This is a genomic window from Trinickia sp. HAY1-2D (genome assembly GCF_056754935.1).
Genome location: NZ_JBPGWX010000001.1, coordinates 266,099 through 292,228, shown reverse-complemented (window position 1 = coordinate 292,228; position 26,130 = coordinate 266,099). Strand labels below are relative to the sequence as shown.

Annotated in this window: 26 protein-coding genes; 16 read left to right on the top strand and 10 right to left on the bottom strand. The window is 62.1% G+C overall.

Annotation, left to right across the window (positions count from 1 at the left end; all coding sequences use genetic code 11):
* Positions 1-128 precede the first annotated feature (128 nt).
* Positions 129-278, top strand: a complete 150-nt coding sequence (locus ACR9ZC_RS01265) for a hypothetical protein (protein WP_481578791.1) — start codon at positions 129-131, stop codon at positions 276-278.
* Positions 279-382: 104 nt separating this feature from the next.
* On the top strand, positions 383-721 hold the full coding sequence (locus ACR9ZC_RS01260; RefSeq protein ID WP_481578790.1) for a DUF4148 domain-containing protein: 339 nt from the start codon (positions 383-385) through the stop codon (positions 719-721).
* A gap of 24 nt (positions 722-745) precedes the next feature.
* Here ACR9ZC_RS01260 and ACR9ZC_RS01255 read toward each other — a convergent pair whose 3' ends face one another.
* From ACR9ZC_RS01255 to ACR9ZC_RS01230, 6 genes are all read right to left on the bottom strand, one after another.
* Complete coding sequence (locus tag ACR9ZC_RS01255) at positions 746-1,651, bottom strand: endo alpha-1,4 polygalactosaminidase (RefSeq protein WP_481579681.1); 906 nt, start codon at positions 1,649-1,651, stop codon at positions 746-748.
* A gap of 105 nt (positions 1,652-1,756) precedes the next feature.
* Positions 1,757-3,091 (bottom strand): MFS transporter, encoded by a 1,335-nt coding sequence (locus ACR9ZC_RS01250; RefSeq protein ID WP_481578789.1) that lies wholly within the window; start codon positions 3,089-3,091, stop codon positions 1,757-1,759.
* Positions 3,092-3,188: 97 nt separating this feature from the next.
* Complete coding sequence (locus ACR9ZC_RS01245; RefSeq protein ID WP_481578788.1) at positions 3,189-3,500, bottom strand: non-heme iron oxygenase ferredoxin subunit; 312 nt, start codon at positions 3,498-3,500, stop codon at positions 3,189-3,191.
* 8 nt (positions 3,501-3,508) lie between these two features.
* A complete protein-coding gene (locus ACR9ZC_RS01240; RefSeq protein ID WP_481578787.1) occupies positions 3,509-3,982 on the bottom strand; it encodes an aromatic-ring-hydroxylating dioxygenase subunit beta in 474 nt (157 codons plus the stop codon).
* 1 nt (position 3,983) lies between these two features.
* Complete coding sequence (locus ACR9ZC_RS01235) at positions 3,984-5,225, bottom strand: aromatic ring-hydroxylating dioxygenase subunit alpha (RefSeq protein WP_481578786.1); 1,242 nt, start codon at positions 5,223-5,225, stop codon at positions 3,984-3,986.
* Between the two features lie 92 nt (positions 5,226-5,317).
* Positions 5,318-6,310, bottom strand: a complete 993-nt coding sequence (locus ACR9ZC_RS01230; RefSeq protein WP_481578785.1) for a 2Fe-2S iron-sulfur cluster-binding protein — start codon at positions 6,308-6,310, stop codon at positions 5,318-5,320.
* 120 nt (positions 6,311-6,430) lie between these two features.
* Between ACR9ZC_RS01230 and ACR9ZC_RS01225 the strand changes: the two genes are divergently transcribed.
* The 3 genes from ACR9ZC_RS01225 (at position 6,431) to ACR9ZC_RS01215 (ending at position 9,211) form a co-directional block, all read left to right on the top strand.
* The gene (locus ACR9ZC_RS01225; RefSeq protein ID WP_481578784.1) at positions 6,431-7,333 is read left to right on the top strand and encodes a LysR family transcriptional regulator; all 903 of its coding nucleotides are present in this window, start codon (positions 6,431-6,433) and stop codon (positions 7,331-7,333) included.
* 91 nt (positions 7,334-7,424) lie between these two features.
* Positions 7,425-8,825 carry an FAD-containing oxidoreductase gene (locus tag ACR9ZC_RS01220; protein ID WP_481578783.1) on the top strand — a complete coding sequence of 467 codons (1,401 nt, stop codon included), beginning with the start codon at positions 7,425-7,427 and terminating at the stop codon, positions 8,823-8,825.
* 5 nt (positions 8,826-8,830) lie between these two features.
* Entirely contained in the window at positions 8,831-9,211 is a 381-nt protein-coding gene (locus ACR9ZC_RS01215; protein ID WP_481578782.1) for a VOC family protein, read from the top strand.
* A 57-nt stretch (positions 9,212-9,268) separates the two neighbouring features.
* On the opposite strand, the gene ppk2 is transcribed toward ACR9ZC_RS01215, so the two are convergent.
* Together ppk2 and ACR9ZC_RS01205 are read right to left on the bottom strand one after the other, a co-directional pair.
* Positions 9,269-10,195 carry a polyphosphate kinase 2 gene (gene ppk2, locus ACR9ZC_RS01210; RefSeq protein WP_481578781.1) on the bottom strand — a complete coding sequence of 309 codons (927 nt, stop codon included), beginning with the start codon at positions 10,193-10,195 and terminating at the stop codon, positions 9,269-9,271.
* A 128-nt stretch (positions 10,196-10,323) separates the two neighbouring features.
* Positions 10,324-11,298: a LysR family transcriptional regulator gene (locus ACR9ZC_RS01205; RefSeq protein WP_481578780.1), complete on the bottom strand. Its 975-nt coding sequence runs from the start codon at positions 11,296-11,298 to the stop codon at positions 10,324-10,326.
* Between the two features lie 316 nt (positions 11,299-11,614).
* On the opposite strand from ACR9ZC_RS01205, the gene dapA reads away from it, so the two are divergent.
* From dapA to ACR9ZC_RS01160, 9 genes are all read left to right on the top strand, one after another.
* Entirely contained in the window at positions 11,615-12,502 is an 888-nt protein-coding gene (gene dapA / locus ACR9ZC_RS01200) for a 4-hydroxy-tetrahydrodipicolinate synthase (protein ID WP_481579680.1), read from the top strand.
* A gap of 48 nt (positions 12,503-12,550) precedes the next feature.
* Complete coding sequence (locus tag ACR9ZC_RS01195; protein WP_481578779.1) at positions 12,551-13,720, top strand: iron-containing alcohol dehydrogenase; 1,170 nt, start codon at positions 12,551-12,553, stop codon at positions 13,718-13,720.
* Positions 13,717-16,110: a 4-hydroxythreonine-4-phosphate dehydrogenase PdxA gene (pdxA, locus tag ACR9ZC_RS01190; RefSeq protein ID WP_481578778.1), complete on the top strand. Its 2,394-nt coding sequence runs from the start codon at positions 13,717-13,719 to the stop codon at positions 16,108-16,110. The genes ACR9ZC_RS01195 and pdxA overlap by 4 nt, the downstream gene beginning before the upstream one ends.
* A 75-nt stretch (positions 16,111-16,185) precedes the next feature.
* Positions 16,186-17,580, top strand: a complete 1,395-nt coding sequence (locus tag ACR9ZC_RS01185) for a sodium:solute symporter family protein (RefSeq protein ID WP_481578777.1) — start codon at positions 16,186-16,188, stop codon at positions 17,578-17,580.
* A 64-nt stretch (positions 17,581-17,644) separates the two neighbouring features.
* Positions 17,645-18,847 (top strand): sialidase family protein, encoded by a 1,203-nt coding sequence (locus ACR9ZC_RS01180; protein WP_481578776.1) that lies wholly within the window; start codon positions 17,645-17,647, stop codon positions 18,845-18,847.
* Positions 18,848-18,884: 37 nt separating this feature from the next.
* The gene (locus tag ACR9ZC_RS01175) at positions 18,885-19,667 is read left to right on the top strand and encodes a DeoR/GlpR family DNA-binding transcription regulator (protein ID WP_481578775.1); all 783 of its coding nucleotides are present in this window, start codon (positions 18,885-18,887) and stop codon (positions 19,665-19,667) included.
* A gap of 191 nt (positions 19,668-19,858) precedes the next feature.
* Positions 19,859-20,125, top strand: coding sequence for a hypothetical protein (locus tag ACR9ZC_RS01170; RefSeq protein ID WP_331566501.1), 267 nt, complete (start codon positions 19,859-19,861; stop codon positions 20,123-20,125).
* Positions 20,126-20,511: 386 nt separating this feature from the next.
* Complete coding sequence (locus ACR9ZC_RS01165) at positions 20,512-21,096, top strand: hypothetical protein (protein ID WP_481578774.1); 585 nt, start codon at positions 20,512-20,514, stop codon at positions 21,094-21,096.
* A gap of 70 nt (positions 21,097-21,166) precedes the next feature.
* Positions 21,167-22,222, top strand: coding sequence for a diguanylate cyclase domain-containing protein (locus ACR9ZC_RS01160; protein WP_481578773.1), 1,056 nt, complete (start codon positions 21,167-21,169; stop codon positions 22,220-22,222).
* 54 nt (positions 22,223-22,276) lie between these two features.
* Here ACR9ZC_RS01160 and ACR9ZC_RS01155 read toward each other — a convergent pair whose 3' ends face one another.
* Positions 22,277-23,053, bottom strand: coding sequence for an NAD(P)H-dependent oxidoreductase (locus ACR9ZC_RS01155; RefSeq protein WP_481578772.1), 777 nt, complete (start codon positions 23,051-23,053; stop codon positions 22,277-22,279).
* A 91-nt stretch (positions 23,054-23,144) separates the two neighbouring features.
* On the opposite strand from ACR9ZC_RS01155, the gene ACR9ZC_RS01150 reads away from it, so the two are divergent.
* Positions 23,145-24,038 carry a LysR family transcriptional regulator gene (locus ACR9ZC_RS01150; RefSeq protein ID WP_481578771.1) on the top strand — a complete coding sequence of 298 codons (894 nt, stop codon included), beginning with the start codon at positions 23,145-23,147 and terminating at the stop codon, positions 24,036-24,038.
* Between the two features lie 110 nt (positions 24,039-24,148).
* On the opposite strand, the gene ACR9ZC_RS01145 is transcribed toward ACR9ZC_RS01150, so the two are convergent.
* Positions 24,149-25,138 carry a zinc-dependent alcohol dehydrogenase family protein gene (locus tag ACR9ZC_RS01145; protein ID WP_440560561.1) on the bottom strand — a complete coding sequence of 330 codons (990 nt, stop codon included), beginning with the start codon at positions 25,136-25,138 and terminating at the stop codon, positions 24,149-24,151.
* A 102-nt stretch (positions 25,139-25,240) separates the two neighbouring features.
* On the opposite strand from ACR9ZC_RS01145, the gene ACR9ZC_RS01140 reads away from it, so the two are divergent.
* Positions 25,241-26,128: a LysR substrate-binding domain-containing protein gene (locus ACR9ZC_RS01140; protein ID WP_481578770.1), complete on the top strand. Its 888-nt coding sequence runs from the start codon at positions 25,241-25,243 to the stop codon at positions 26,126-26,128.
* Positions 26,129-26,130 lie beyond the last annotated feature (2 nt).

Genomic DNA, 26,130 nt, shown 5'->3' with positions numbered 1-26,130 from the left:
TCCGGCACTCCTTCGATCGACGGTCATGGCGCCGTGACCCGCGCCGGACGGGGCGCTCATGCGTTTTGGGAAAGGAGTCGCAAGCAGGCATATCATTACGCTGACAATAACCTCGCGCACCGACCGATATGATCGTGATCAAGCTCCTTGTGGGTGTTTGTCTGATTTTTGGCATCGTCGCACTCCTTTTTTGGGGCGGCCATCTGCTGAGCCTGCTCGGCAAACGCGGCGCGCGGCCGCCGCGCGAAGCCCCCGGCAAACGGACCCGTGGCGATTGACCGCTTTCGACTAAGCCATCCTTAAGATTGACGCCCTACGCTGATATTGCCGAGCGCGAACGATTTTTTGCGCGCAACTGGCAAACAGATCGGGAGGTCGCACCATGAAAGCCATCGTCAAAACCACCGCCATTGCCATCACACTCGTCGTGCCGGCCCTTTCATTCGCTCAAACATCCAATGGGCCGGTGACGCGCGACCAGGTACGGGCTCAGTTGATCGAGCTCGAGCATGCCGGCTATAACCCGGCGCATGGCAATCGGGGAACCTATCCGGCCGAGATTCAGGCCGCCGAAGCGCGCGTGGCCGCAAAGCACAACGGCATGAACGACGCATCGGCGACCGGCGTCGGCGGAACGGCGACGGGCACTGCGGAAACCGGACATACCATGCCCGCGATGACACCGGATATGAATAAACGGTCGATGTTCGGCCATCACTAAGCGTGCGCGCCGCCGCAGCGGCCCTCAATCGCAACTGAAGCGGAAACTGTCGTTGAGGGCCTGCGGTAACACCAGCGTGCGGAGGTTCTCGGTTTTGGCTGTCTGACAAAGCTGATCGCGCGCGCCGCCCGTGTTTTGCACGTACTTCGACGCGTATTCGGCATTGAAAACGGCTTTACCCGAGGCCAGGAATGCGCCATAGGCACTGCACTCGTTAAAAGCGTGGCATTGCTCGTTGACTGCAAAGTCGAAACTCGCACCCAACGCCCCTAATTGCTCGATGTCGTTCTTCAGCGCAACAGCCAGGTGCCGCGCATGCGCGGCGTTTGCGATGAAGAGGTTGAAGTCGGCTTGCGTCGAGCTGTCGAGCGGTAATCCGGGGTTGTTCGTGTAACCGTCCACGTTATCGGGCTCGACGCCATCACACCCTTTGCTGACGGCCAGATCGAGCCGTGCCGACATGATGTTGCGCACGTTCGTCGATCGCGTATCGACCCAGCGTTCACCGGACCACCCTTGCACGCTGTTGCCGAGATCGGACGGCAGGAATCGCGAGTAGTCGGACCGCCAGTTTTCCGCGGTGCCTGCCGAAAAATAGCACACCACCCTGCGGCCCTGCGCCTTCAAACTGTCGATGACCGATTGCGGTGCGTCGAAAAGATCGATGTCGTAGACGCCGACTTGATAACTAGTATCGATTGCGCCGGTCAGCTGCCACTGCCACGTGTCGGTTTGTACCGGCATCCAGTGCGTCGCGGCCGATGCCGTCGCAGCCGAAGCGCCTCCCGAGGAAGTGCTCGCCGCGGAAGATGCCACGATGGAACCGGCAGCGGCCGACGACGCGTCGGCGACCGATGACGACCCGCCTCCGCCGCAAGCTGCGAGCCCCGTCGCGGCAACGACGCCGATGCAAAGGTCCGCAAGGCGCATGACTTCCCCTGAGTTATTGTCGACACTCAACTGTCATGCGCCTCGAAGCGCGCAGACGATCGGAACTCAAGTCCGAAGCAGGCCCGATGATAACTCAGACGGTTGTCATGTCGTTACTGCCGCGATGCCGTCAGGCTCCCGGGGGTAGCAACGAAATGCCGCTAGCGAAGCCAGCAGCGCGGGGACGGCGGCAAGCATGAACAATGAGGATTGCGAAATGTTCATGGCGAGCAACAAGCCGCCCGATAGCGATCCGACGATCGATCCCAGACGTCCGACACCCAACGCCCAGCTGATGCCCGTCACACGGCTTTCGGTCGGATAATATTGAGCCGCGTAAGCATTCGCGCCGATCTGCGAACCGCTGATGCAAAAACCGACTCCCGTTACCGCGAGCATCAACGGCATGCCCTGCGCGTGGCCCAGCGCCGCAATCAGCAACGCGCCTGCGCCATAAGCCGCACCGAGTACGACGGGTGGCTTGATCCGATCCATCGTCTTGCCGATCGCCACCGCGCCGATGGTTCCGCCGATCTGATAGAGCATCATCAAACGCGAAGCGTCGGCCAAGCTCATGCCGGCGTTATGTGCGATCGTGGGAAGCCAGTTCGTCATCAGATAGACGATCAACAAGCTCATGAAGAAGATGCACCACAGCAGCAGCGTCCCCGCGCGAAACCCGTTGGCAAATAATTGGCGCACCGGCGATCCTTCCGCCTTCGCCTCGGCCAGGACGAATCTCGTCTTTTCGGTGAATTCATGCTTGGCGATGCGCGCGAGCAAACTCGCGACGCGCTCGGACTTTTCGCCTGCGGCCACGAGATAACGAACCGACTCCGGTAACGACACGATCAGAACGGGCACGAGCGCAAGCGGAAGGACGCCTCCGGCAATGAGCACAGCGCGCCACCCATACTCGGGCACGAGATGCGCCGACAGGACGCCGCCCAAGCCGGAACCCAGTGTGAAACCGCAGAACATCACTGTGGTCAGGAAGGATTTCCGGCTTTGCGGACAGTACTCGGACGTCAACGCAATGGCATTCGGCATCGCTCCGCCAAGCCCCAGACCGGTGACGAAGCGCAGCGCGATCAGCGATTCGATCGTCGGAGCGCGGGCGCATCCGAGGCTTGCGAGACCGAAGAAGGCGACGCACGCAATCAACGTTCTTTTACGCCCGATTTTGTCGGCGACCGGTCCGAATACGAACGCCCCTATCATCAAGCCTGCAAGGCCGGCACCGAACAGCATGCCGAGCACCGAAGGTCCAATGTGCCACGCCTGTCTCAATGCCGGCGCGATGAAGCCGACACATGCGGTATCGAGGCCATCCACCGCGACGACGCAAAACGACAAAATAAGAACCCACCATTGGAATGGCGAAAAACGTTGCGCGTCCATCCACGCGCGCACGTCCACACTCGCAGTGTGCGATTGCATAGCTATGTCTCCTCCAGATGTTGTCTGGTGTTTTATGAGTCTGAGTCTGGACAGGCGCGATGTCGCTGCGCGCCGATCGAATCGCTTTACGAGGCGCTCATACTTCGACGTAAACGTCGTCGCCCCGCAGCTCGACGGGATAGGTCGCGATATCCTCGGTGAGCGGCTCGCACATCGCGCGTCCGGTGCGAACATCGAACTTGCCTTGATGCAGCGGGCATTCGATCTCATGTCCGTCGAGAAATCCGTCGCACAAGCGGGCATTGCCGTGGGTGCAAAGATTGTCCGTAGCGTAGACCGCGCTGCCAATACGATAGAGCGCGAGCTCCCGTTTCTCGAGCGTGACCACCGATACGTCGTCGGCTGAAAGCTCTGCGATGGAAATGACTTTCGTCCATTGTGCCGCCATGGTTCGCCTCAAATGGGATAAATGATTGAATTCGGAATCATTTCGCTGTCGAAGACGCAAAGCTTCGATTCGAACTTCAGTCCATCGGCCGTGCGGCGAATGACGTCGAGGTACCTGCCCGCGTTGAACGGCGTCGTCATGCCGTCGGGCTTCGTACGAAACACCACGTAATTCGCTTCGGTCTCGATTCGTTGCGCATCGGAGCGAACGATGCGCGGAATACTCACGATATGGCGTTGGTAATACGGATCGTGGAAGATCGTTTCGGAAATCCCGTAGACGCGATCCTTCAGCATGCCCCGGCTTTCGAACGAAAGCGTCGCAAGCGGCAGATTGCGTTCGTGGTTCTCGCGCGGTTGAAGCTTGTAGCTACAGTCTTCGGTGAAGAACCCGGGCCATTTGTCCCAGTTGCCGCTATCGAGTACCGCCGCATAGTCGGCATAAAGCGCGAGGACCGCTTGAAAAGTTTCGAAGTCCAGCATTTCAAACCTCCATCACGCGGCGCCAATAGTCGTACATCCCGCGAATCAGCGTCTCGGTCACCATGTGCTCGGCCTCTTCGACGCCGCGCCCGCCGAGTTCCGCGAGCGTCCGATGGTTTCGCTTCTTCGAAAATGCCTCCTGCGAAAATTCGATGACCTCGCCGTCGTCGGCGGAAACGAAGCCGGCGGGACCGAACAGATTCGCCTGCCGCAAACGGCGCTGCGTCATCTCGGGGGGATCGTCTTCGAATCCGAAGTGGGTCCAGACGAAGTCGAACGCATCGTGCCCGACTGGCTGGATATGCCGCGTCGAGACCGAGTTGACCTGCTGCTGGATGATGACGCTCGGGAAAATCGTCATCAGGACGGCGGTGGGCCCACCCCACCACGGCTCATGGACTACATCGAGAATACGGTCGTCGTTGAGCGCCATCTGCTCCTTGAAGCTCGTGACACCGCTCGTGACTTCTCCTTTGCCGCCGGCGCCGCGCGTCGAGATCATCGCGGCGTGCCGGAAGTGCTCGTCCATCCGCAGTTCGGACTTGTTGTCGGCCCGCCAAAGGCCGAATGTGACGAACCAGGTATGCAGCAGGCCGGGGTGATACGGGTCCTTGATGTTTTCCTGCATCAATTTCCAGTTTCCGGGGATACGCTGACGGTTGTAGCCGAGCACAGTCAGCTTGCGGCCATCGAAGAGCCGATCGAAATATCGCGAAATGGTCGGACCGAGGTAGTCCTCGAGCGGCTGCACGTCGTGATCGAACGATGCGAAGATCACGCCGTTGCGGCAGGCGACCTTCAGCTTCGTGAGCCCGTGCTCCTTCGGATCGAATTCGGCCGGCATACCGCCGTTGATCTTCCCGTCCTGTTTGACGCCCCGGCGAAACGGTACGCCCACCAGGTTGCCCTTGAGGTCGTAGTTCCACTGGTGATACGGGCACGTCAGGTCCTTGCGGTTGCCGAACTTTTCGCGGCAGAACTGTGCGCCCCGATGGGCGCAGACGTTTTCGACGACATGCACTTCGCCGTCCGCCGAACGCGTCGCGATAACCGAGCGCTCGCCGACGGCAGTCCGTTTGAAATCGCCCGCATTCGGGATTTCCGCTTCGAGGCCGATGTAGCACCAATGGCCCGAATAAAAGAACCGGTCGAGTTCCCGCCGGTAAATGTCGGCATCGGTGTAAGCCCAAAAGGGAATGCGACTCGATCCTTCCGAACCCCAGGCTGGCTGGGATCGCTTCATGCTGTCCGCCATCGTCGTCTCCTGTCTTTTTACGCGGATACCCATATTTCCTCGTTGCCGGCCGGCGCCACTGCGTCGGCACGTTTCATCGATCAAACGCCGCTGGGGTAAAAGGCATCGGCGTAGATGTGTTCGCGTGCGATGCCTTTGCGCGCGAGCACGAGCGTGGCTGCGTCGACCATCAGTGGCGAGCCGGCGACATAGGCGCGCCAGCCGCTCATCTCTTTCCAGTCTTCATCGATCGCATGCGTGACGACGCCTGCTCGCCCGCTCTTTGCCACGGGTTCGGACGAGGCGGCGACGACGATATGGCTGCGCAGCGGCGGATATTCGGCTTTCAATGCGTCGAGCCACTCCGTGCCATAGACATCGGCCGACGAGCGCACGCCAAAGTACAAATGAATGGGGTTCGTCATTCCGGCGGAGATCGCGCCGCGGACGATCGAGAGCACCGGGGCGAGCCCGGTTCCGCCCGCGATGCAGATCATCGGCCCCTCGTGCTTGCGACGCAGATACGCGGTGCCCATCGGGCCGCTGACGCGGACCGTATCGCCGAGTTTCAGCGTCGATGCGACATAGGACGTCACGCGGCCGTCGGGCACCACGCGGATATGAAACTCGAGTTCGTTCGCCGAATCGGTACAGGCCATCGAATAGGGCCGACTCAGATCCGGCGCGAACTGCAGGGTCGCGTATTGCCCCGGCGAGAATTGAAGCGGCTTCGCCAGCGCCAGCCGCAGACGCACGATATCGTGCGTGACGCGTTCCAGGCCCACGACCGTCGATTTGACGATACGCGCGGGATGCACGACGATCTCGTCCGGTTCAGGGATTTCGATGGCACAGCTTTCGACGAGCGTCGCCTGACAGGCGAGCACGGAGTCCCCGGCGCCCATCGGCGCGCGCGCTTGCTCGGGGCCCGCCTCGATCACTTTTCCGCCGACCACCTTGCATCGACAGGTGCCGCACCGGCCCGCCATGCAGCTGTACGAAACGGGGATGCCGTGCTCGCGCAGCGTGTCCAGCAGGTTGGCTCCGGGCTCGGCGGCGATGGTGCGCTGCAGCGGCAAAACGGCGACTTCCATGGCAGTGCTCGTCTCCAGATATCGTTCGGTATGGCGAGATAGTGCGCGCGCCGTTAGTATTGATAAATAGAAACGGGTGAATATCCTGTATCAATTTCAGTGATAACGCGTGGGGATGGCATGGAGCTGCGGGACATCGATTTGAACCTGCTCGTCGTATTCAACGAGCTATTGCGGCTGCGGCGCGTGTCCGCCGTCGCCGAGAGTCTCGACGTGTCGCAGCCGGCTGTCAGCAATGCGTTGAATCGGCTCAGGCGCCTTTTGGGCGACGAGCTTTTCCTGCGCACCGCCAAAGGAATGGCGCCGACACCGTTCGCGGAACGGTTGGCGGAGCCAGTGGGCTATGCGCTCGGCGCGATCCATACGTCGCTCAACGAAAAGGTGACGTTCGATCCCGGAACGAGCCGCCGCGATTTCTCGATTGCCATGACGGACATCGGGGAGATCTATTTCCTGCCCGAACTGATGAAGCGGTTGGCGCTGACGGCGCCGGGCGTGACCATCTCCACTACGCCGACGAGCCGCCCCGATTTACACGAGCTGATGGAAAGCGGGCAGATCGATCTGGCGATCGGATTCGTCCCGGGCCTGAAGACCGGCTTCTTTCAAAGACGACTGTTTCGTCAGCGTTATGTCTGCCTGTATCGCAAACGGCACCCGCTGGCGCAAGACGGTATGACGCTGAAAGCGTTCCGTGCGGCGCATCACGTCGCTGTCGTCGCGCAAGGTACCGGGCACGGGATGGTGGACGAGGTCATTCAGCGCGCGGGCATCGTGCGGGACGTCCGCTTGCGCGTTCCGCACTTCGTCGCGGTAGGGCACATCCTGCAAAACACCGATCTCATCGCGGTGGTGCCGCAGGCCTATGCGGACAGGACGCTCGCGCCGTTCGGTCTCGAATCGGCACCGTGCCCCGTGAAAATTCCCGATATCGTGATCAACGTACTCTGGCACGCAAAAAACCATCGCGAACCCGCCAATCAATGGCTGAGGCAGATCGTGTCCGACGTGTTTTCGTTTTGAGTGCGCCGACGCCTGCGCGCAAGCCGGCAAAGCGCCGATGCTTCGCCTATGATGGGACGATGTTTCGTCCATGCGATACGCGGAGGCCAGCATGACCGATCGATTCGACGCCGTCATCATCGGCACAGGTCAATCCGGGCCCGCGCTGGCGGCGCGGCTTTCGTCGGCCGGTATGCGCGTTGCCATCGCCGAGCGCAATCTTTTCGGCGGCACGTGCGTGAACACTGGCTGCATCCCGACCAAGGCATTGGTTGCCAGCGCCTACGCCGCCCATCTGGCCCGTTGCGCCGCGGATTTCGGCGTCGATATCGGCGGTGCGATCGATGTCGATATGCGTCGCGTCAAGGCCCGCAAAGACCAGATATCCGGCAAATCGAGGACCAATGTCGAGAAATGGTTGAAAGGGCTCGAGGGTTGCACCGTCCTCGAAGGGCACGCCCGCTTCGAATCGGCCAATAGCGTGCGCGTCGGCGACCGCGTGCTCAGTGCCGAGCGCATTTTCGTCAACGTGGGCACTCGTCCCTTCATTCCCCCTATGCCGGGGCTCGACCAAGTCGACTTTCTGACCAATTCCACGATGATGGACGTCGACTTTCTGCCCGAACACCTGATCATTATCGGCGGCAGCTATATCGGCCTCGAATTCGCTCAAATGTATCGGCGCTTCGGCAGTAACGTCACGGTCGTTGAAAAAGGCCCGCGCCTGATCGGTCGCGAAGACGAGGACGTCTCTTCAGCGGTGCGCGATATTTTGGCCAAAGAAAGCGTCGGGATCGAACTGCATGCCGAGTGTATGGCAGTGGAAAAGCGCGGCGCGCATATCGCAGTCAAGCTCGACTGCCAAGGCGGCAAGCGTGAGATCGTCGGCTCGCATTTGCTCGTTGCGGTCGGACGCAAGCCGAATACCGACGACCTCGGCCTCGATCGGGCCGGTATCGCCGTCGACGAACGCGGCTACATCACGGTCGACGACCGGCTTCAGACGGCTGTTCCGCACGTCTGGGCCCTCGGCGACTGCAATGGCCGCGGGGCTTTTACGCATACGTCGTACAACGACTACGAGATCGTCGCCGATAATCTGCTCAATGGCGACAACCGTAGCGTGCGCGACCGGATTACGGCCTATGGCCTGTTCATCGACCCACCTCTCGGCCGCGCCGGCATGACGCTCGAGGAAATCCGCCGCGCGGGCCGCAAGGCGCTCATCGGCATGCGGCCTATGGAGCGCGTGGGGCGTGCCGTCGAAAAGGGAGAAACCCAGGGTTTTATGAAAATCGTCGTCGATGCCGATACGAAAGAAATCCTCGGGGCGGCGATTCTGGGCGTCGGTGGCGACGAGGCCATTCATTGCGTGCTCGATACGATGTATGCCAAAGCGCCCTACACCGTCATGCAGCGTGCGATGCATATTCATCCGACGGTATCGGAGCTGCTGCCGACGGTGCTTGGCGAGTTGAAGCCTTTGACCGATATCGATGCTGAAAGGAGGTAGCGGCGATGAGCGTGGCGCTCAATCACACTATCGTCTACGCGCAGGACAGGGATGCGTCGGCGGCGTTTTTGACGGAGATTCTAGGGCTCCCCGCGCCGACTGCGTTCGGCCCGTTTCTCGCCGTGCAGCTCAGCAACGGCGTGACGATGGACTTTCTGACATCCGGCAAACGGCCCGCCTCGCAGCACTATGCGTTCCTTGTCAGCGAGACCGAATTCGACGAAATCATGGGACGCATACGGGCCCGCAAGCTGCGGTACTGGGCCGATCCTGCCCAGCGGCGCGAGGGCGAGATCAACACGAACGACGGCGGCCGCGGCGCGTATTTCGAAGATCCGAACGGCCACTTCCTCGAGATCATTACGCGACCCTACGGCGCAGCTTGAGCAAGCGCCGTATGCCGTTCGTCGCTCGACGCAGCGCCTCGTGCCGCGCTGCGTCGTTCAATAGATCTCAGGCACGATCATTTCAGCCGGGACGGGATTTCGAATGTAGTCCTCGTTGTAGACACGCTCCGGCAGCGTAACGGCCGGGTGCTCGACCTCCTGGTACGGCACCTGGCTCAGTAGATGATGGATGCAGTTCAGGCGTGCGCGTTTCTTGTCGACGGCTTGGACGACCCACCAGCGCGCCTCCGGAATATGCGAGCGCTGCAGCATCACTTCCTTCGCCTGCGTATACGCTTCCCAACGGCGCCGGCTCTCGAGGTCCATCGGGCTCAGCTTCCATTGCTTGAGCGGGTCTTTGATGCGCGCCTGAAAGCGGATTTCCTGCTCTTCGTCGGTAATCGAGAACCAGTATTTGAGGATCTGGATACCGCTTCTCACGAGCATCTTTTCGAATTCCGGCACGGAGCGATAAAACTCTTCACACTCGTCATCGTCGCAAAATCCCATGACGCGCTCGACACCCGCGCGGTTGTACCAGCTCCGATCGAACAGCACTATTTCGCCGCCGGCCGGAAGATGGGCCACGTAACGCTGAAAATACCATTGCGTGCGCTCGCGGTCGCTCGGCGCAGGCAAGGCAGCCACACGGCACACGCGCGGATTGAGCCGCTGCGTAATGCGTTTGATCGCGCCGCCCTTGCCGGCCGCATCGCGTCCTTCAAAGATGACAACCAGGCGATGGCCCGTTGCCACAATCCAGTCCTGCAGCTTGACCAGTTCGCCCTGCAACCGGAACAGCTCGCGAAAATAGTGCTTGCGCGCCTCGCGTGCTTCGGGCGAAAGCACGCCCGCACCGTCAAGAAGCCGGTCGTCCACTTCCATTTCGACTTCTTCGTCGTAGGCGTCGATGAGGTCCTCGTGGAGACGGCGCTGCCGCTCGTCGAGCGCGAACGTGTCGGATCTCGGATCCTCTTCCTTCATGGCGATTCTCCCAATGCAATGCGCGGCGGCGAATATGGACGGTCCAACCCGCCCCGATTTTCGGGGCGGATCATGACGACCATATTACCCGGGGCGCTTCGCTCCGGTTCCGGGCCCATGCACGCTCGTCACGCCACCAGCTGCCCCCTGTCCTGCTTGGCCGTCCGATTGTTCACCGCAGAACGCCAAGGCTCCCCGCCCTCCAACGCGGGCGTGGATTCGAAGAGCTCGGCGATCCACTCCGCAAATACGCGCACTTTCGCGGACAAATGCCGGTTATGCGGATAAACGATCGAAATGGGCTTTGGCTTCGGATTGCAATCGGGCAAGACTTCTTTCAACGAGCCGTCGATCAAATGCGGCAACACCATGAAAAGCGTCGGCTGAATCAGGCCGAATCCTTCCAAGCCGCAGGTGACATAGGCATCCGAATCGTTGACCGTGACAACGCCATTCATCTTCACTTCCACCGGCTTGCCGTCGATCAGAAACACCCACGGTACGGCGCGTCCGTCATGGCTCGCGCGGTAGTTGACGGCACGATGCGAAACGAGATCGGCGATGCTTTGCGGCGCGCCATAGCGCTCGAGATAACCTGACGACGCGCATGTGACCCGCCGCAACATCCCGATGCGACGCGCCACCATCGAAGAATCCTCGAGCGGGCCGATTCGAATCATGCAATCGACGCCTTCTTCGACCGGATCGACGGCACGGTCCGACAACCCGAGATCGAGCGTGATGTCCGGATAGCGCTGGTGAAAAAGCGGCAACGCCGGAATCACGAGCCGCCGCCCGAGCGCGCCCGGCATATGGACGCGCAGCATGCCGCCCGGTTTGCGATTGCCTACCTGAAAGCTCGCGTCGGTCTCCGCGATCTCCGCAAGAATCTTGATGCAGTGCTCGTAGTACGCCGCGCCATCGGAGGTGAGCGCCAGCCGCCGTGTCGTGCGATTCATCAAACGCACGCCCAGCACCGCTTCGAGATTCTGAATGACGGTCGTGACGGTCGCGCGCGGTATGCGCAGCGTTTCCGCCGCCCGCGTGAAGCTGTTCGCCTCCACCACGCGGGTAAAGACTTCCATCGCCTGTAGCCGGTCCATGCTCGCCCTCCGAATAGCCAACAGTCGAGAATAGGTCAACGAGCGGGCGCGACACAAGTCTCCGGCTCCGTAACGCCTCGCGGGAGGCCGCGCCGTTCCTCCGGAGAAACGCACATCGATTTGATCGATTCGATCAAAATAAGGGTTTACACATAGTTGAAACGACCGATCCGGTCGTCTAACATGCTCCCATCGATCACCGGCGAGGGCTTCATTAGCGCACGCTAGTGCGACGCTCCTCCCACGCACCGCATCGGATTGACCGAACCGATCAAAACAATGCACCCGCGATCGGGCGCACCATCGAGCAGGAGATATATCAGTGGCATTCAAAGGAATCGTGCCCGCGCTGATCACACCGATGACGCCGGACGAAGAAATCGACGAGCAAGGACTCCGGACGCTCGTCGACAAGCTCATCGAGGCGGGCGTACACGGTCTTTTCGTGCTGGGTACCAATGGCGAGTTCATTTCGCTCTCGGAACCGGAGAAGCTTCGGATCGCGCGCATTGCCGTGGATCAGGCACGTTCGCGCGTGCCCGTCATTGCCGGCACCGGCGCCTACGCCACGCGTGATGTGATCGCGCTCAATCGCAAAATGGAAGACGTCGGCGTGGACGCCGTTTCGGTCATTACGCCCTATTTCAACGGTGCCACGCAGGCGGAACTGTTCACGCATTACGAGCGCATCGCGCGCGCCACTGCGCTGCCCGTCATGCTCTATACGATTCCGGCCAAAGCGGGCGTTACGTTGAATGTGGATACCGTTCGGCGTCTGGCCGACATCCCCAACATTCGCGGCATCAAGGACAGCGGCGGAGATTTCGATCGGCTCTTGCAATTGATCGCGTTGCGCCGCGACGACTTTGCCGTGTTCACGGGCACCGACTCGATGATCCTGTGGACATTGATCGCAGGCGGCGACGGCGCGGTTGCCGCCACCACGAACGCCGTGCCCGGCGTCGTCATGTCGATTTGGAACGACTTTCAACGTGGCGACATCGCGGCCGCGCGGCGGGCGCAGGAATCGCTGCGCCCATTGCGCGAAGCGTTCGCGCTGGGGACGTTGCCCGTCGTGTTGAAGGCCGCCGCGCAGATGCTCGGGATGCCTGCAGGACCGGCGCGCGCGCCCGCGCAACCGCTCGATGCCGCGGCCCGCGAGCGGCTCGCGAAAGCGATCGAGCACTATCCGCGCATGGATTGACAGACAGTCTTCACGCCTTCATTCGATCCGAAAATCCTTGTCCCCCCTATGAATCCGGCTTACCACTTCCAAACAGTCAGGCACATCGTGCACGGATCCGGCAGTCTGGAGCAGTTGCCCGAGAAGCTCGCCCTGCTCGAGCGTCCCATCCGCCGCATCGCCTTCATCACGCAGCCGGCCATGGAACGCAACGGTGTCGCTGCGCGCGTCGTCGCGGCGCTCGAATCGAAGGATATCCAGGTCCTGACGGTACGCGATGTCGAGCCCGAGCCGACTATCGAAAACGTCGAGACCGTATTCGGCGAGCAGATCGCGCCGTTCGCGCCCGACGCGGTCTTGTCGATCGGCGGCGGCAGCGTGCTCGATGCGGCGAAGCTCTTCGCGGCGCGCATGACGAATCGCGAGCCGTTGCGCGACTGGCTTGGCATCGATCGCATCGGCTCGCCCGGCATCCCGCTGATTCTCGTGCCGACAACCGCCGGCACCGGCTCCGAAGTCACGCCCAATGCCATCGTCACGCTACCGGACGAGGCGCTCAAGGTGGGCATCGTGAGCCGTCATCTGCTGCCGCAACTGGTGATCCTCGATGCGACGCTCACGCTCGGTCTGCCGCAGCCGATTACCGCGGCAACCGGGATGGACGCATTCATTCACGCGCTCGAATCCTATATCTCGACGAAGGCCAATCCGATCAGCGATATGTATGCGATGGAATCGATGCGCCTGATCGGCGCGAACATCGTCGACGCATATCGGAACGGCAGCTCGCTTGTAGCGCGCGAGGCGATGCTGCTCGGATCGATGTACGGCGGTCTCGCCCTCACGGCCGCAGGGACCGCGGCCGTGCATGCGCTCGCCTACCCGCTCGGCGGGATGTTCAATATCACGCACGGTGTCGCGAATTCGATGCTGTTGCCGCACGTCATGCGATTCAATCGCGATGCGATCGTCGGGCGCCTTGCCAACGTGGCGCGCGCGCTTGGACTGTCCGCTCATGGCGATGACGACGCGGCAGCAGCCGACAGCCTGCTCGCATCGATCGGCACCTGGACCGAGGTCATGGCCATCCCGCAGGATTTGCGCGCGTTCGGTGTATCGGAAGCCGATGTGCAGCCGCTGGCCGAAGCGGCACTCAAAGTGAAGCGGCTGCTCGGCAACAACCCGAAACCCCTCGATCTCGAAGACATCAAGGGGATTTACAAGCGGCTGCTCCCATGACTTCGTCCGCGCAACGGCAGGCGCCGAAACTTCTCGTCGTCGGCGACGATCTGTCCGGCACCGCCGACAGCGCCGTTGCCTGCGTCCGCTGCGCGATGCGTGCGCGCGTCGTGCTCGACACCCATGGCGCAACGAATTCAGCGTCATCGGCGTCTCCGTGCGCCGCGAACGAACACGTCGATGTGTTGGCGGTCGATACCGATTCGCGTCGATTGGTCGCATCGGAAGCAATGGCCGTCACCGCCGAGGCATGGCGGGTACTCGGCGCCGGCCGGCGTCTTTTCAAAAAGATCGACTCGACGCTGCGCGGCAATATTGCCGCCGAGATCTGTGCGCTGACCGATCGTGCAGGCATGGCCATCGTCGCACCTGCGTTCCCGCACGCCGGACGCACCACGCGTAACGCACGACAAATGGTGTTCGGTGTGCCGGTCGAAGAGTCGGAGCTCTGGCGCAACGAAGGCATCGTCGGCAAAGGCGATTTGCAAGCGATGCTCTCCGTTGCGGGCCTGCGCGTGGGGACCGTCGGCCTGTCCGGCATTCGCAACGGGCCGACCGCGCTCGCTGCGACGCTGGCTTCGCATCGAACGAGCGGCGTGCAGGCCGTCGTCTGCGATGCGGAGACGGATGACGATCTGCGTTGTATCGCACAAGCTTCGATAGCGCTCGATCAAGTGTTCTGGGCCGGTTCCGCGGGGTTGGCCGCGCCGCTTTTCGAAGCGCTTTGCGAAGCGGCTGCCAGCACGGCACCTTCCGCATCTCCCGCACCTTCCGCCGAAACCCTGCCGGGTTCGGCTGCGCTGCGATCGGGACTGCATCGATCGCCGCGCGGGGTACTCGTCGTCGTAGGCAGCATGTCCAGTGTGTCCCATCGTCAAGTCGCCATGCTGCAGGCCAATGCAGCCGGCTCGATCGAACGCATCGACATCGACGCTACGGCACTGACCGAGCCGGCCCATCCCGACGCCCTCGCACTGGCCGATCGTGTCGGGCAGGCATTGGCGGCAGGACGCCATGTCGTCGTCTCGCTCGGGCAGGATCAGCGGCTCGATGCGGCCGACGGTGCGCGCTTCGTCAACCATCTGGCTGCCCATCTCGTGCCCGCCGCAGTTCACGCGGCAGCGCTCCTCGTCACCGGCGGCGAGACCGCGCGCGCCCTGCTTTCGGCAATGGGCGTGCGCTCGCTCGCCGTCGCCGAGGAACTCGAATCGGGCGTCGCGCTGCTCGTGGCGGACGAGGGCGAGTGCCGCGGTCTGGCCGTCGTCACGAAGGCCGGCGGCTTCGGCGAGCCCGACACACTTTACCGAGCCTGGCGCCGGCTCGTCGCCTTTCGAGAGGAGGGTGCCTTGGCATCGCCATCATTCACCGAAGAGGAAACCATGACATATCGTCCGGTAATCGGCATCACGATGGGCGATGCTGCCGGCGTGGGACCCGAGATCATCATGAAGAGCCTCGCGCATCGTTCCGTGTACGACGGCTGCCGGCCGCTCGTCATCGGCGATGCCAGGCGCCTCGTCGATGCGGGACAACGCGTCGGCGTCGAATTGCGCGTTCGCGCCATCGCCGAACCGAGCGAAGCGCGCTTCGCTTTCGGCGAGGTCGATTGCATCGATCTCGGCCTGATTCCACCCGATCTGCCCTACGGCAAGCTCTCGGCCATCGCGGGCGACGCGGCCTACCGCTACATCGCGCGCACGGTAGCGCTGACTTCGTCGGGTGCGCTCGATGCCATTTGCACGGCACCGCTGAACAAGGAAGCCCTGCACGCCGGCGGCCATATTTTCCCGGGCCATACCGAAATGCTCGCGCATCTGACCGGCATTCCCGAAGTGTCGATGATGCTCGTCGCGCCACGCCTGCGCGTCATTCACGTCACGACGCATATCGGGCTTCTCGACGCCATCGCGCGCATCGAGCCGGGCCTCGTTCAGCGCACCATCGAGCGGGCTCACGACACGCTGGTACGTGCGGGGATCGACGAGCCGCGCATCGGCGTGTGCGGAATCAATCCGCACGCGGGCGAGAATGGCCTGTTCGGCTACGGCGAAGAAGAGGAAAAGATCATGCCCGCGATCGAGGTGCTGCGCGAACGCGGATGGAATGTGGAAGGTCCGCTGCCGGCCGATACGCTTTTCTTCCGGGCGGGACGAGGCGATTTCGATGTCGTCGTCGCGATGTACCACGATCAGGGCCATGGCCCCGTCAAGGTGATGGGGCTCGAGGCGGGCGTCAACGTGACGGTCGGGCTGCCCGTCATTCGCACCTCCGTCGATCATGGCACCGCCTTCGACATCGCGGGTAAGGGTATCGCGGACGAACGCAGCATGCTGGAAGCGCTGAAACAGGCACAAGACCTGGCAACGCGACGCGCCGTTCAGGCGGCTTGAACGCAACGCAAAGGTTGGACGCAGCTCGCCGCGTCCAACCTGGCGCCGAATAAAGTCAACCGGCAGGAGACATTCATGAACCGATTCACCGTGTGGGATACGGCCGTCATCGTCGCGATGGTTGCCGTTTATATCGTCGTGACGACCTGGATCAGCCTGCGGCTGCGCAGCAAGACAAACGAGCAATTCATGGTGGCCGGTCGCTCGATGCCGACGATCGTCGTCGCCATTCTTCTGATGTCCGAGTTCATCGGTGCGAAATCGACGGTCGGTACCTCGCAAGCGGCGTTCAGCGTGGGCCTCGCGGCGTCGTGGTCCGTCATCGCCGCGTCCATCGGCTTCCTGCTTTTTGGACTGTTCATGGCGAAGCGGCTTTATCGCTCGGGCGAGTTCACCATTTCGGGTTTCATCGCGCAGAAATACGGCAATGCGGCCAAGCTCGTCGTCTCCGCGATCATGATCTATGCGCTGTTCATCGTGAACGTGGGCAATTACGTCAGCGGCGCGGCCGCCATTGCAACGGTGATGCGTGTGAATCTGCCTACCGCCGCGCTGATCACGGCGGTCGTCAGTACGCTTTACTACGCCTATGGCGGATTGAAGAGCGTCGCCTATGTGACCATTCTGCACAGCGCGGTCAAGCTGCTGGGCATCGCCGTTCTCGTCTGGGTCGCATGGTCGATGACGGGCGGGATCAGCGCGATGAGTCATTCGATGCCGGCCCATTACTTCAGCTGGAACGGCACGCTGAGCGGCAGCAAAATCGGTGCGTGGGTCATCGGTACCGCGGGCGCGATCTTCTCGACGCAATTCATCATTCAGGCGATCTCCGGCGCACGCTCCGCGGACGAAGCCCGGAATTCGACCTTGATCGCCGCGGCGCTTTGCGTGCCGATCGCGCTTGCGTTGGGATTCATCGGCGTCTCGGCGAAGTTCCTGTTCCCGAGCATGAAGAGCCTTTACGCGCTGCCGATTTTTCTACAGCATATGCACCCGCTGCTTGCCGGCCTCGTGACGATTTCGCTCGTGGCATCGATCTTCGTCAGCGTCAGTACCGTCGCGCTCGCGATCGCATCGCTGATCGTCAAGGATTTCTATGTGCCGCGTTATCGGCCCACGCCTGAGCGCGAGTTGCAGATGACACGGAATATCTCGTTCGTCGTCGGTTTCGTGCCGCTCATCTTCGTGCTGTTCGTCCCGCAAATTCTGGCGCTTTCGTTCTTCACGCGCGCGCTCAGGCTATCGGTCACCGTTGTTGCCCTGATCGGCATCTATCTGCCGTTCTTCAGCAGCACCCGCGGTGCCATCGTCGGGATGGTGCTGGCCACCGTCGCGACGACGGTCTGGTATCTGCTCGGCAATCCGTTCGGTCTCGACAACATGTATATCGCGCTGGTCGTACCCGCGCTCGTCATGGTGGCGGAACGGCTCATCCCATCGTCGTCGCAGCGGCAAACCGCACTGCGCTGACGCGCGGCTCATTACACCGTTACACCGATATACCGATACCGCTTCACCGCTTACAGGACCTGCGATGACGAATCAATCGACGTTGCCCATCGAGGCGTCGTCCATGCCGGGCCGGCTGCATCCCGCACCGGGCGACACAGGGCGCATCGATGCCTATCTTCCCGCTGCGACCGTGCAAAGCCACGCGGCCAATCTACTCGCGCTGACGAATGGCGATTTGCTATGCGTCTGGTTCGGTGGCACGCAGGAAGGCGTACCCGATATCTCGATCTATTTGTCGAGGCTCGTTGCGGGAAGTTCGAGATGGACCCATCCGGTCAAACTGTCTGACGACCCGACACGCTCCGAGCAAAACCCCGTCCTGTTCGCCGCGCCCGACGGCAAGCTCTGGTTGCTCTACACGGCGCAGTTGTCGGGCCATCAGAATACGTCGATCGTTCGGCGCCGCGTCTCCGACGACAACGGCCACACGTGGGGACCCATCGATACGCTCTTCGAGCGGCCCGGCACGTTCGTGCGTCAGCCGATCGTCGTCGCGCGCGATGGCGCATGGCTGTGCCCTGTCTTCATGTGCCGCGTGGCGCCGGGCGAACGATGGTCCGGCAACGACGATATCAGTGTCGTGATGCGCTCCGTGGACAACGGCCGCAGTTGGTCCGAGCATGAAGTGCCCGGCAGTGTCGGGTGCGTGCATATGAATATTCAGTCGCTGAACGACGGCACGATGATTGCGCTTTTTCGGAGCCGCTGGGCCGATCATATCCACCTGAGCCGTTCGTCGAACGGTACCGACTGGAGCGAACCGCGCGCGCTCGCCTTGCCGAACAACAATTCTTCGATCCAGTTCACAGCGCTTGCGAACGGTCATCTCGCGCTCGTGTTCAACAACAGCAGTGCAGCGAACAGCACGGCCCGGCGCGCATCGCTTTACGACGATATCGACGATGCGGAAGACAGCGGAACGCTGCGCACGCAGTCGGCGTCCACTCGCGGAACGGCATTCTGGGGCGCGCCGCGCGCACCGATGACGCTCGCCCTTTCAATCGATGGCGGGCGCTCATGGCCTGCGATGCGCAACCTGGAAACGGGCGACGGTTATTGCATGACCAACAATTCGTCGGATCGGCTCAATCGCGAGTTCTCGTATCCCTCGATCGTTCAGTCGCGAGACGGGCGACTGAACATCGCCTTCACCTACTTCCGCCAGCGCATCAAATATGTCTGCGTGACCGAGGAGTGGGTCGCGGCAAAGACGGAGCAGGTATGATGCCGAGGTCGCATCCTGTCTCGGCTCTGAGCACCCCATGAAAGTTGCGCGTCGTCGCGAAGCCATGTTGCAAGCCGTATTGAACGGCATGACCGAAGTCTCGGCCCTGTGCGAGCACTTCGGCATTTCCGAAGTCACCGTACGGCGCGATTTGCGCGCGCTGGCCGATAACCGGCTCATCCTGCGCACCTACGGCGGCGCAGCGTCCGTCAGCACCCACGCACCGGAAGAATCTCTCGACGAGCGCCGCCATAGCTTTCCGGCGGAAAAAGAAGCGATCGGCCGGGCCGCCGCCGCGCATGTCGCTGAAGGCGACACCATCTTTCTCGACAGCGGCACGACGACGGCGGCACTGGCCCGCGCACTCGCGAACCGCAAGGACATCCATGTCGTGACCAACAATCTGCTCGTCGTGCAGACATTGGCGACGAGTGGCGTGCCGCTGACACTGGTGGGTGGCGAGGTCCGCGAGCCCAGCATGAGTACGCTTGGGCCGCTTGCCCAACTGACGCTGAGCCGTATCAGTGTCGACAAAGCGTTCATGGGTGCCGACGGCGTGGTACCCGGGCGCGGGCTGTGCGAGGCCACTGCGGACCAAGCGTGGCTCAAGGAATGTCTGATGCGGCAAGCGGCAAACATTTACGTGCTGGCCACGTCCGACAAACTCAATCGCGACAGTCAGCAGCACTGGGCACCGATCGAAGGACCCTGGACGCTGATAACCGATGCCGATGCCTCGCATGCGGGGACACGAGCATTTGCGGGCATGGTCGGACTCACGATCGAATCGGTTCGGGTGGCAGGCTCGGCCGCGGCGTAGCGGCACGACGCAATCTCGACCCGTCTCGACGCGGTCAAAAATTCATCGCCACAGACGCACGCCCGAGGGAATAGAACGACGGGCCTGCCGGTATTTCAGACGTGCCTGGATCAGAGCGGCACGAATTCCCGACACGCGGTGCACCGCACGGTGCAGTGTCGGTCCGTCATGAATACCGGTAGGAGAACGCCATGAAGATACTGATTGCAATTCCCGTTGCTGTTTTGGCGCTATGCGCCGCCGAGGCTTGGGCGGGCGACGATGCGGGTGCGAACGCGTCGGTCTCGGACAACACCGCGGCGATGACCACCGAATCCGTCGGCGGTACGACGGGCGGCATGAGCGGCAGCGGCGCGCTCGTTGGTAAAACTCGCGAGCAGGTGTACCAAGAATTACTGCGTGCCCAGCAAGACGGCACCATCGATCGCATGAATGCCTTCTATGGCGGAGGCAACTGAAGCAGTCCGTTCAGTCGGACGAGGCGGTTGATCCGATCAAACCAAACTTGCGCCGGTCGGCGATGCGCGCGCGCTACCGGCAGCGAAAGTCCTCTTGACGATCACGGCCGCATGCGCGGCACTCGCTCAGCGATATCGCGCGCGCGAGGCCGCGCGCGCGGGCACACTCCTTGCGCCTCTTCGCACGCCCAAGGAAACAGACGCGAGACGATCGTCCCCATGCCGCCGAACGGACGCTTCGCACCCTGCTCCTTGTGTGTTTTGCACCACACATATGACATATCGTTCGTATCGCCCAGCCATCGGGTTGCCACCGATACGCGGCCGGATTAAATTGTCCCGTCGACTTTGAACATGAGGCTCAACTATCGGGGTCGGAGTAAGCGATGTACAAGACGACGCAAGAAGAATCCCGCAGTCTCGGCGCGGCGCCCGATTGGGCCGCGCCGAATGCGCACGCCGCCGCGGAATTCGATGAACAGATGAGCGCGCCGCGCGCAGGATTCGTGCGGCCGGCCCTATTGGCGGTTTCGGCCGCCTCGCTTGCGCTGGGCGTGGCGGGAACCGTGGCGTACGGCGTCTGGTTCAATCACGATCAGCGCATTTACGCGAATGCGATGGAAAGCGCGCGACGCGCGTTGCGGCTCAACGATCGACCGCCCCCGATCCAGGCAACCGCTGGCATCGTGCTGCCTCAGCCGACACTCACGCCGCAGTTGACCGAGCGTGCCGCGCCAGCGCAAGCTGCTGCGCCGGCACCCGCTCCGCCCGCGGTCGCAGCGGCGCAGCCCGAGCCGCCCCACCCCGCTCCGGCCCCGGCCAAACGCACGACGGTATCCACGCGCGCCGAGGCGCCGGCCCGCGCCAAGACGAGCCACAATCCCTTTAGGAAGATCGCTGCGTTTTTCCGTCCGTCCAACTATCGCCACCATGGCACACGACGTCAGCCAGACGCCTTCGGTCGCCCATAGCGCACCGCCACCATGGCGCCCCTGGGATGGGCACGCCCCCGCCCCGCGGTTGCGGGCCGGCCCTCGCGTCATGGCGATTGCCTCGCTGAGTTTTCTTCTGATCGGCTTTTTCTTTTTGGCACTGCAAATAAAGGCAATCTTTTCGGATCAGTTGAAACAGGAATACGTGGGGCTCGTGTTCGAAGCGATCGAACGCGCGGAAGCGGCCCGCACCACCGTCAGCGAAGCCACGCAAACGCGAGACATCGACGATATTTCCGCTGCTGCCTATCAAGCTGCCCGCGCCAGTCTCGACAACCGTCTGAAAACGCTTGCCGCACTCGTGAATGCAAGCCCGTTCGAGACGTCGCGCATTCCCGAGTCCGCGATTTCGCCCAGCGCCACGCTCGACGATACGCGCACACTGCTCGATTTCACGGCTGCGTACTGGCGCGCCCAGCGCGATCGCACCACAGCGGATATGCGCACACGGCTCTCGCGCGTGGCGGATGCACTGATCGTGCTGTCCGCGGTCCTCTTCGGCGCGCTGATGACTGCGCTCGTCATGTATTCCGCGCGCAATCGGCAATTGGCCCATGAATCGCGGGAATTCAAGCAAGCCGCATTGCACGATGCCCTGACCGGCTTGCCGAATCGGCGCAGACTGCTCGATGCGATCGAAGTCGCCGCGGCGAAGTCGGTGCAGGCGGCCGAGAACGGCCGGCCCCGAAAGTTTGCCGTCCTCTACATCGATCTCGATGGATTCAAAGCCATCAACGATACGCGTGGACATCGTGCCGGCGACGAGCTTCTCGTCGCCGTGGCCAAACAATTTCAGCACGTGCTGCGCGTGACCGATGTAGTCGCGCGCATCGGCGGAGACGAATTCGCCGTGCTCGTGCAGGAGTTCGTGAACGAAACGCAATTGGCCGCGATCGCGCAACGACTCATGAAAGCGGTGAGCGAGACGGCGGACCGCCTGGGCGTCGGCTTCGTGACCGCGAGCATCGGCATCGCCAGTTGTCCCGATCCGATCAGGGATCACGACCGTCTCATTGCCGCGGCCGACGAAGCCATGTATCAGGTCAAGCGCACAGGAAAGAGCCGCTATGCGTTCGCGGCTCCCGCATCGAACGCCGCGTCCTGATCTCCGTTCGCCTCGAGTTCTTGCCGAGAGTGCGCTGCGCCTGAACTCTCCGCTCTATGCGATATGCGCCGCAAAACCCGACTGGCCCGGCGCGACCTCGTCACGCAGCGTCAATTCGGGTATAGCGTAATCGCCTCCATTTTGCGGGCGAAACGCAATCGGCTTGGTGGTCCACAGTTCGTCGAGGCGGCCACGCAGCGCGTCGCATATCGACGCATACTTTGCCTCGTCGATCTTGCCGGTCCGAAAGACTGTAAACGGCGGCAAAACATCGAAGCCGGGGTAGTACAGGATGCCGTGATGAATCGGGAACAGCAGGTCGTTTATCGGCCCGTTGACGCCGCGAGCGCTGTAGTGCGACTCCCAGCCGCCTGCCGTCACGAGCAGCATCGCGCGCTTGCCCACCATGACACCTTCGCCGAAGCGGTCGCCCCAACGTCGATCCGAGTGCTCGCCCACGCCATAGCCAAACCCGTACGCATAGACGCGTTCGACCCAGCCCTTCATGATCGCGGGCATCGAGTACCACCAGAGCGGGAATTGGAAAATGACCGCATCCGCCCAACGCAGTTTCTCTTGCTCGCGCACGACGTCGTCCGGTTGGGTACCGCTTTCGAACGCATGCTTTGAAGCGAGCGAGGGGGTGAAGCGAGCGCCTGGCTCGAGATCGACGAAATCATCGGTATCCAGGGTCGCCTTCCACTTCATCGCATATAAATCGGAGACTTGCACCTCATGCCCTGTGTTGCGCAGGTGACGGACAGCGAAACGATTGAGCGAGCCATTCAGCGACTGGGGCTCCGGATGGGCATAGACGATCAGGACATTCACGACGGCACCTTTTTCGATTGGCGGAATGTCGGCAGGATAGTGGTCACCCGAGGCATAATGGAAATGAATTCCATTGATTTCAGGTATTGGCGTGGTTAATCTCCGCAAGCTCGATTTGAATCTGCTGATGACGCTGGACGTGCTTCTTTCGGAGTGCAACGTCACACGAACTGCTAAGCGGCTCCATCTTTCGCAGCCATCGGTCAGCGTCCATCTGGCCAAACTCAGGGAGATATTCGGAGATCCGCTACTGCTGCCGGGCGCTCGCGGCATGCGCCCGACCGCTCGCGCGCTGGCGTTGCGCGAGCCGCTGCGGCGTGCTCTGGAAGCGCTCGAACATGCCATCTCGCCGGCGGCACCTTTCGACCCGGCTCTGGCCGACCATACGTGGCGCGTGGCCGCCACCGACTACAGCGAAATGACCGTTTTGCTACCGGTGCTGAGCGGTCTGCGCGCGGCAGCACCGGGCACCCGGCTCGCGGTAGTGGAGATGGTGCCCGCGGACTTCGCGCGGCAGGCGGCCGAGGGGCTGATCGATCTCGCGTTCCATACGCGTGACAATGCACCGTCCGGCTTACGCAGCCGCCTGCTCTTTGCGGAGCGATACGTGCTCGTCGGCCGGCAGGGACATCCGCGCCTCAAAAGACGGCTCACGCTCGCCCAGTTCTGCGCGCTCGAGCATGTGATCGTGTCGCCGGATGGCGGTGGTTTTCACGCGGCCACCGATAAAGCGCTGGCCGCGAAAGGCATGGCGCGCCGCGTCGCGCTTTCCGTGCCGCATTTCACGTTCGTGATGTCGGTGCTGACCAATACCGATCTCGTTGCAATGCTGCCGGCGCGCCTCGTGCAAAACACGGACGTGTTGCGTATCGTCGAAGCCCCGCTGGAAGTACCTGGCTACGAGATGATGATGCTTTGGCACGAGCGCTCGCATCGGGATCCAGCGCATCGCTGGCTGCGTGAGTACATTGCGGGTTCGGTTTAGGTCGATCCCATGCTGTAACCGCTGCGACGCATCGGTGCAGGCTTCGAGCGTTTGCCGCGTTCGGGAAATGCTTCCCCAAACGCAGCGAACGCAGTGAACGCGGCGAACCCTCAAACCGTGACGACAATTTTCCCGAACTGTTCGTTCGATTCGAGGTATCGATGCGCCTCGACGATATCGTCGAATGCGAACGTCCGATCGACGACCGGTTTCAGTTTCCCCGATGAAAGCCCTGCCAGGATGAAGCGTTTCGCCTCGGCAAAGCGTTGAGCGTCGAGTATGACGCGCTTATAGGTATAGCCATGAACCGCGATCCGCTTGCTCAGCATGGCGAAAAGCGGCATGGCGGTAGGCTCCGGGCTCAGCGCGCCATATTCGAGCACGATTCCATCGTTGCATACCACGTCCGCCAGCTCGGTCAGCATCGGACCGGCGATGGGATCGAACGCGACGCGTACCCCCGCCCCTTTCGTGATCTCTTTCACCCGTTCCGCCAGACTCTCTTCCTGCGTCGCGATCACGAAGTCAGCGCCGCATCCGAGCAGCGCATCGCGCTTCGCATGCGTGCGCGTCGTCGCAATCACGGTCGCGCCAACCAGCTTGGCGACCTGAATCGCTGCAATGCCGACACTGCTCGATGCGGCCGTCACGATCACGGCATCCTTCGGCCCAAGTTTGGCGATGTCGACGAGCGCGCCCCAGACCGTCACATACGGCATCCAGATCGCGGTCGCCTGCACCCAGTCGAGCCCTGCCGGGTGCTTCACGACGAAATCGGCCGGTACGTTGATCGTTTCGCCATAGGTGCCCCAGCGCGTAATGGAAGACGGCGGCACGACTCCGACAGCATCGCCAATCGCCACATTCTCGACGCGCGCACCGAGCGCGGTCACGACGCCGGATGCCTCATAGCCCAGCCGCGCAGGAAAGACGGCCGTTTCGACATAGCGTCCTGTTCTGAACATCGACTCCGCCCGGTTGAGCCCAATGGCCTTGACCTGCAGCGTCACCTCGTCTGGGCCCGGCGCAGGCACAGCGACTTCTTCGATCTTCAAAACTTCGGGACCGCCATTCTGATGAAAGCGCACGACACGCGACATGATCGATCTCCTGTTCAATTTAGGAGGACTCAATATAATTCGACGCATCGGCGCGATAAATCGCGCGTTCAACGCATCTATCGAAACAGGTGGTTTCGAATCATGGATCGACTCACGAGCATGTCCGTCTTCGTCAAGGCCGCGGAAACCGGCTCGTTCGCGGCCGCGGGAGCGGCGCTCGGGCTGTCCTCTCAGATGGTTGGCAAACACGTGCGTCTGCTTGAACAACGCTACGGCATGCGCCTCATCAATCGGACGACGCGCCGCCAGAGCCTCACGGAGGCCGGGCAGGCCTTCTACGAACGCAGCAAATCGGTGCTGGCCGAGATGGATGCCGTGGACGCGCTCGCCGCCAATTTGCAAGCCACGCCGCGCGGCAAGCTGCGCGTCAACGCGCCGGTCAGCTTTGGCGCATACAGCCTCACGCCCATGCTCGCGCGGTACCTGCGTCGATATCCGGACGTGCAGATCGATCTCACGTTGAGCGACCGGATCGTCGATTTCGTCGATGAAGGCTACGATGCGGTGATCCGTGTGGCGCAGTTGCCGGACTCCGGGCTGATTGCACGAGCGCTCGCGCCGTATCGGCTTTTGCCGTGCGCGGCGCCCGCCTATCTCGCCGAGCGCGGCTCGCCCCGGCACCCCCGCGACCTTGCCGATCACGAGTGCCTCGGCTTCAGCTACTGGGCCCGTCCGCCGATTGCCGAATGGGAATTCACCGGACCCGATGGACGCCACATGGTGCAGGTCAAAAGCCGGCTTGCCATCAATAATGGGCAAGCATTGCGGATGGCCGCACTCGAGGGCCTCGGCATCATTCTTCAACCATGGGAGCTGCTGCGCGACGATGTCGAGTCCGGACGGCTCGTGCGGTTGCTGCCCGAATACGAAACACCGGCGCGCCCGATGCACCTGCTTTTCTCGCCGGACCGCCGCCCCACTCCCAAGCTACGCAGCTTCGTCGATTTCATTACCGAAACATTCGGCTAAGT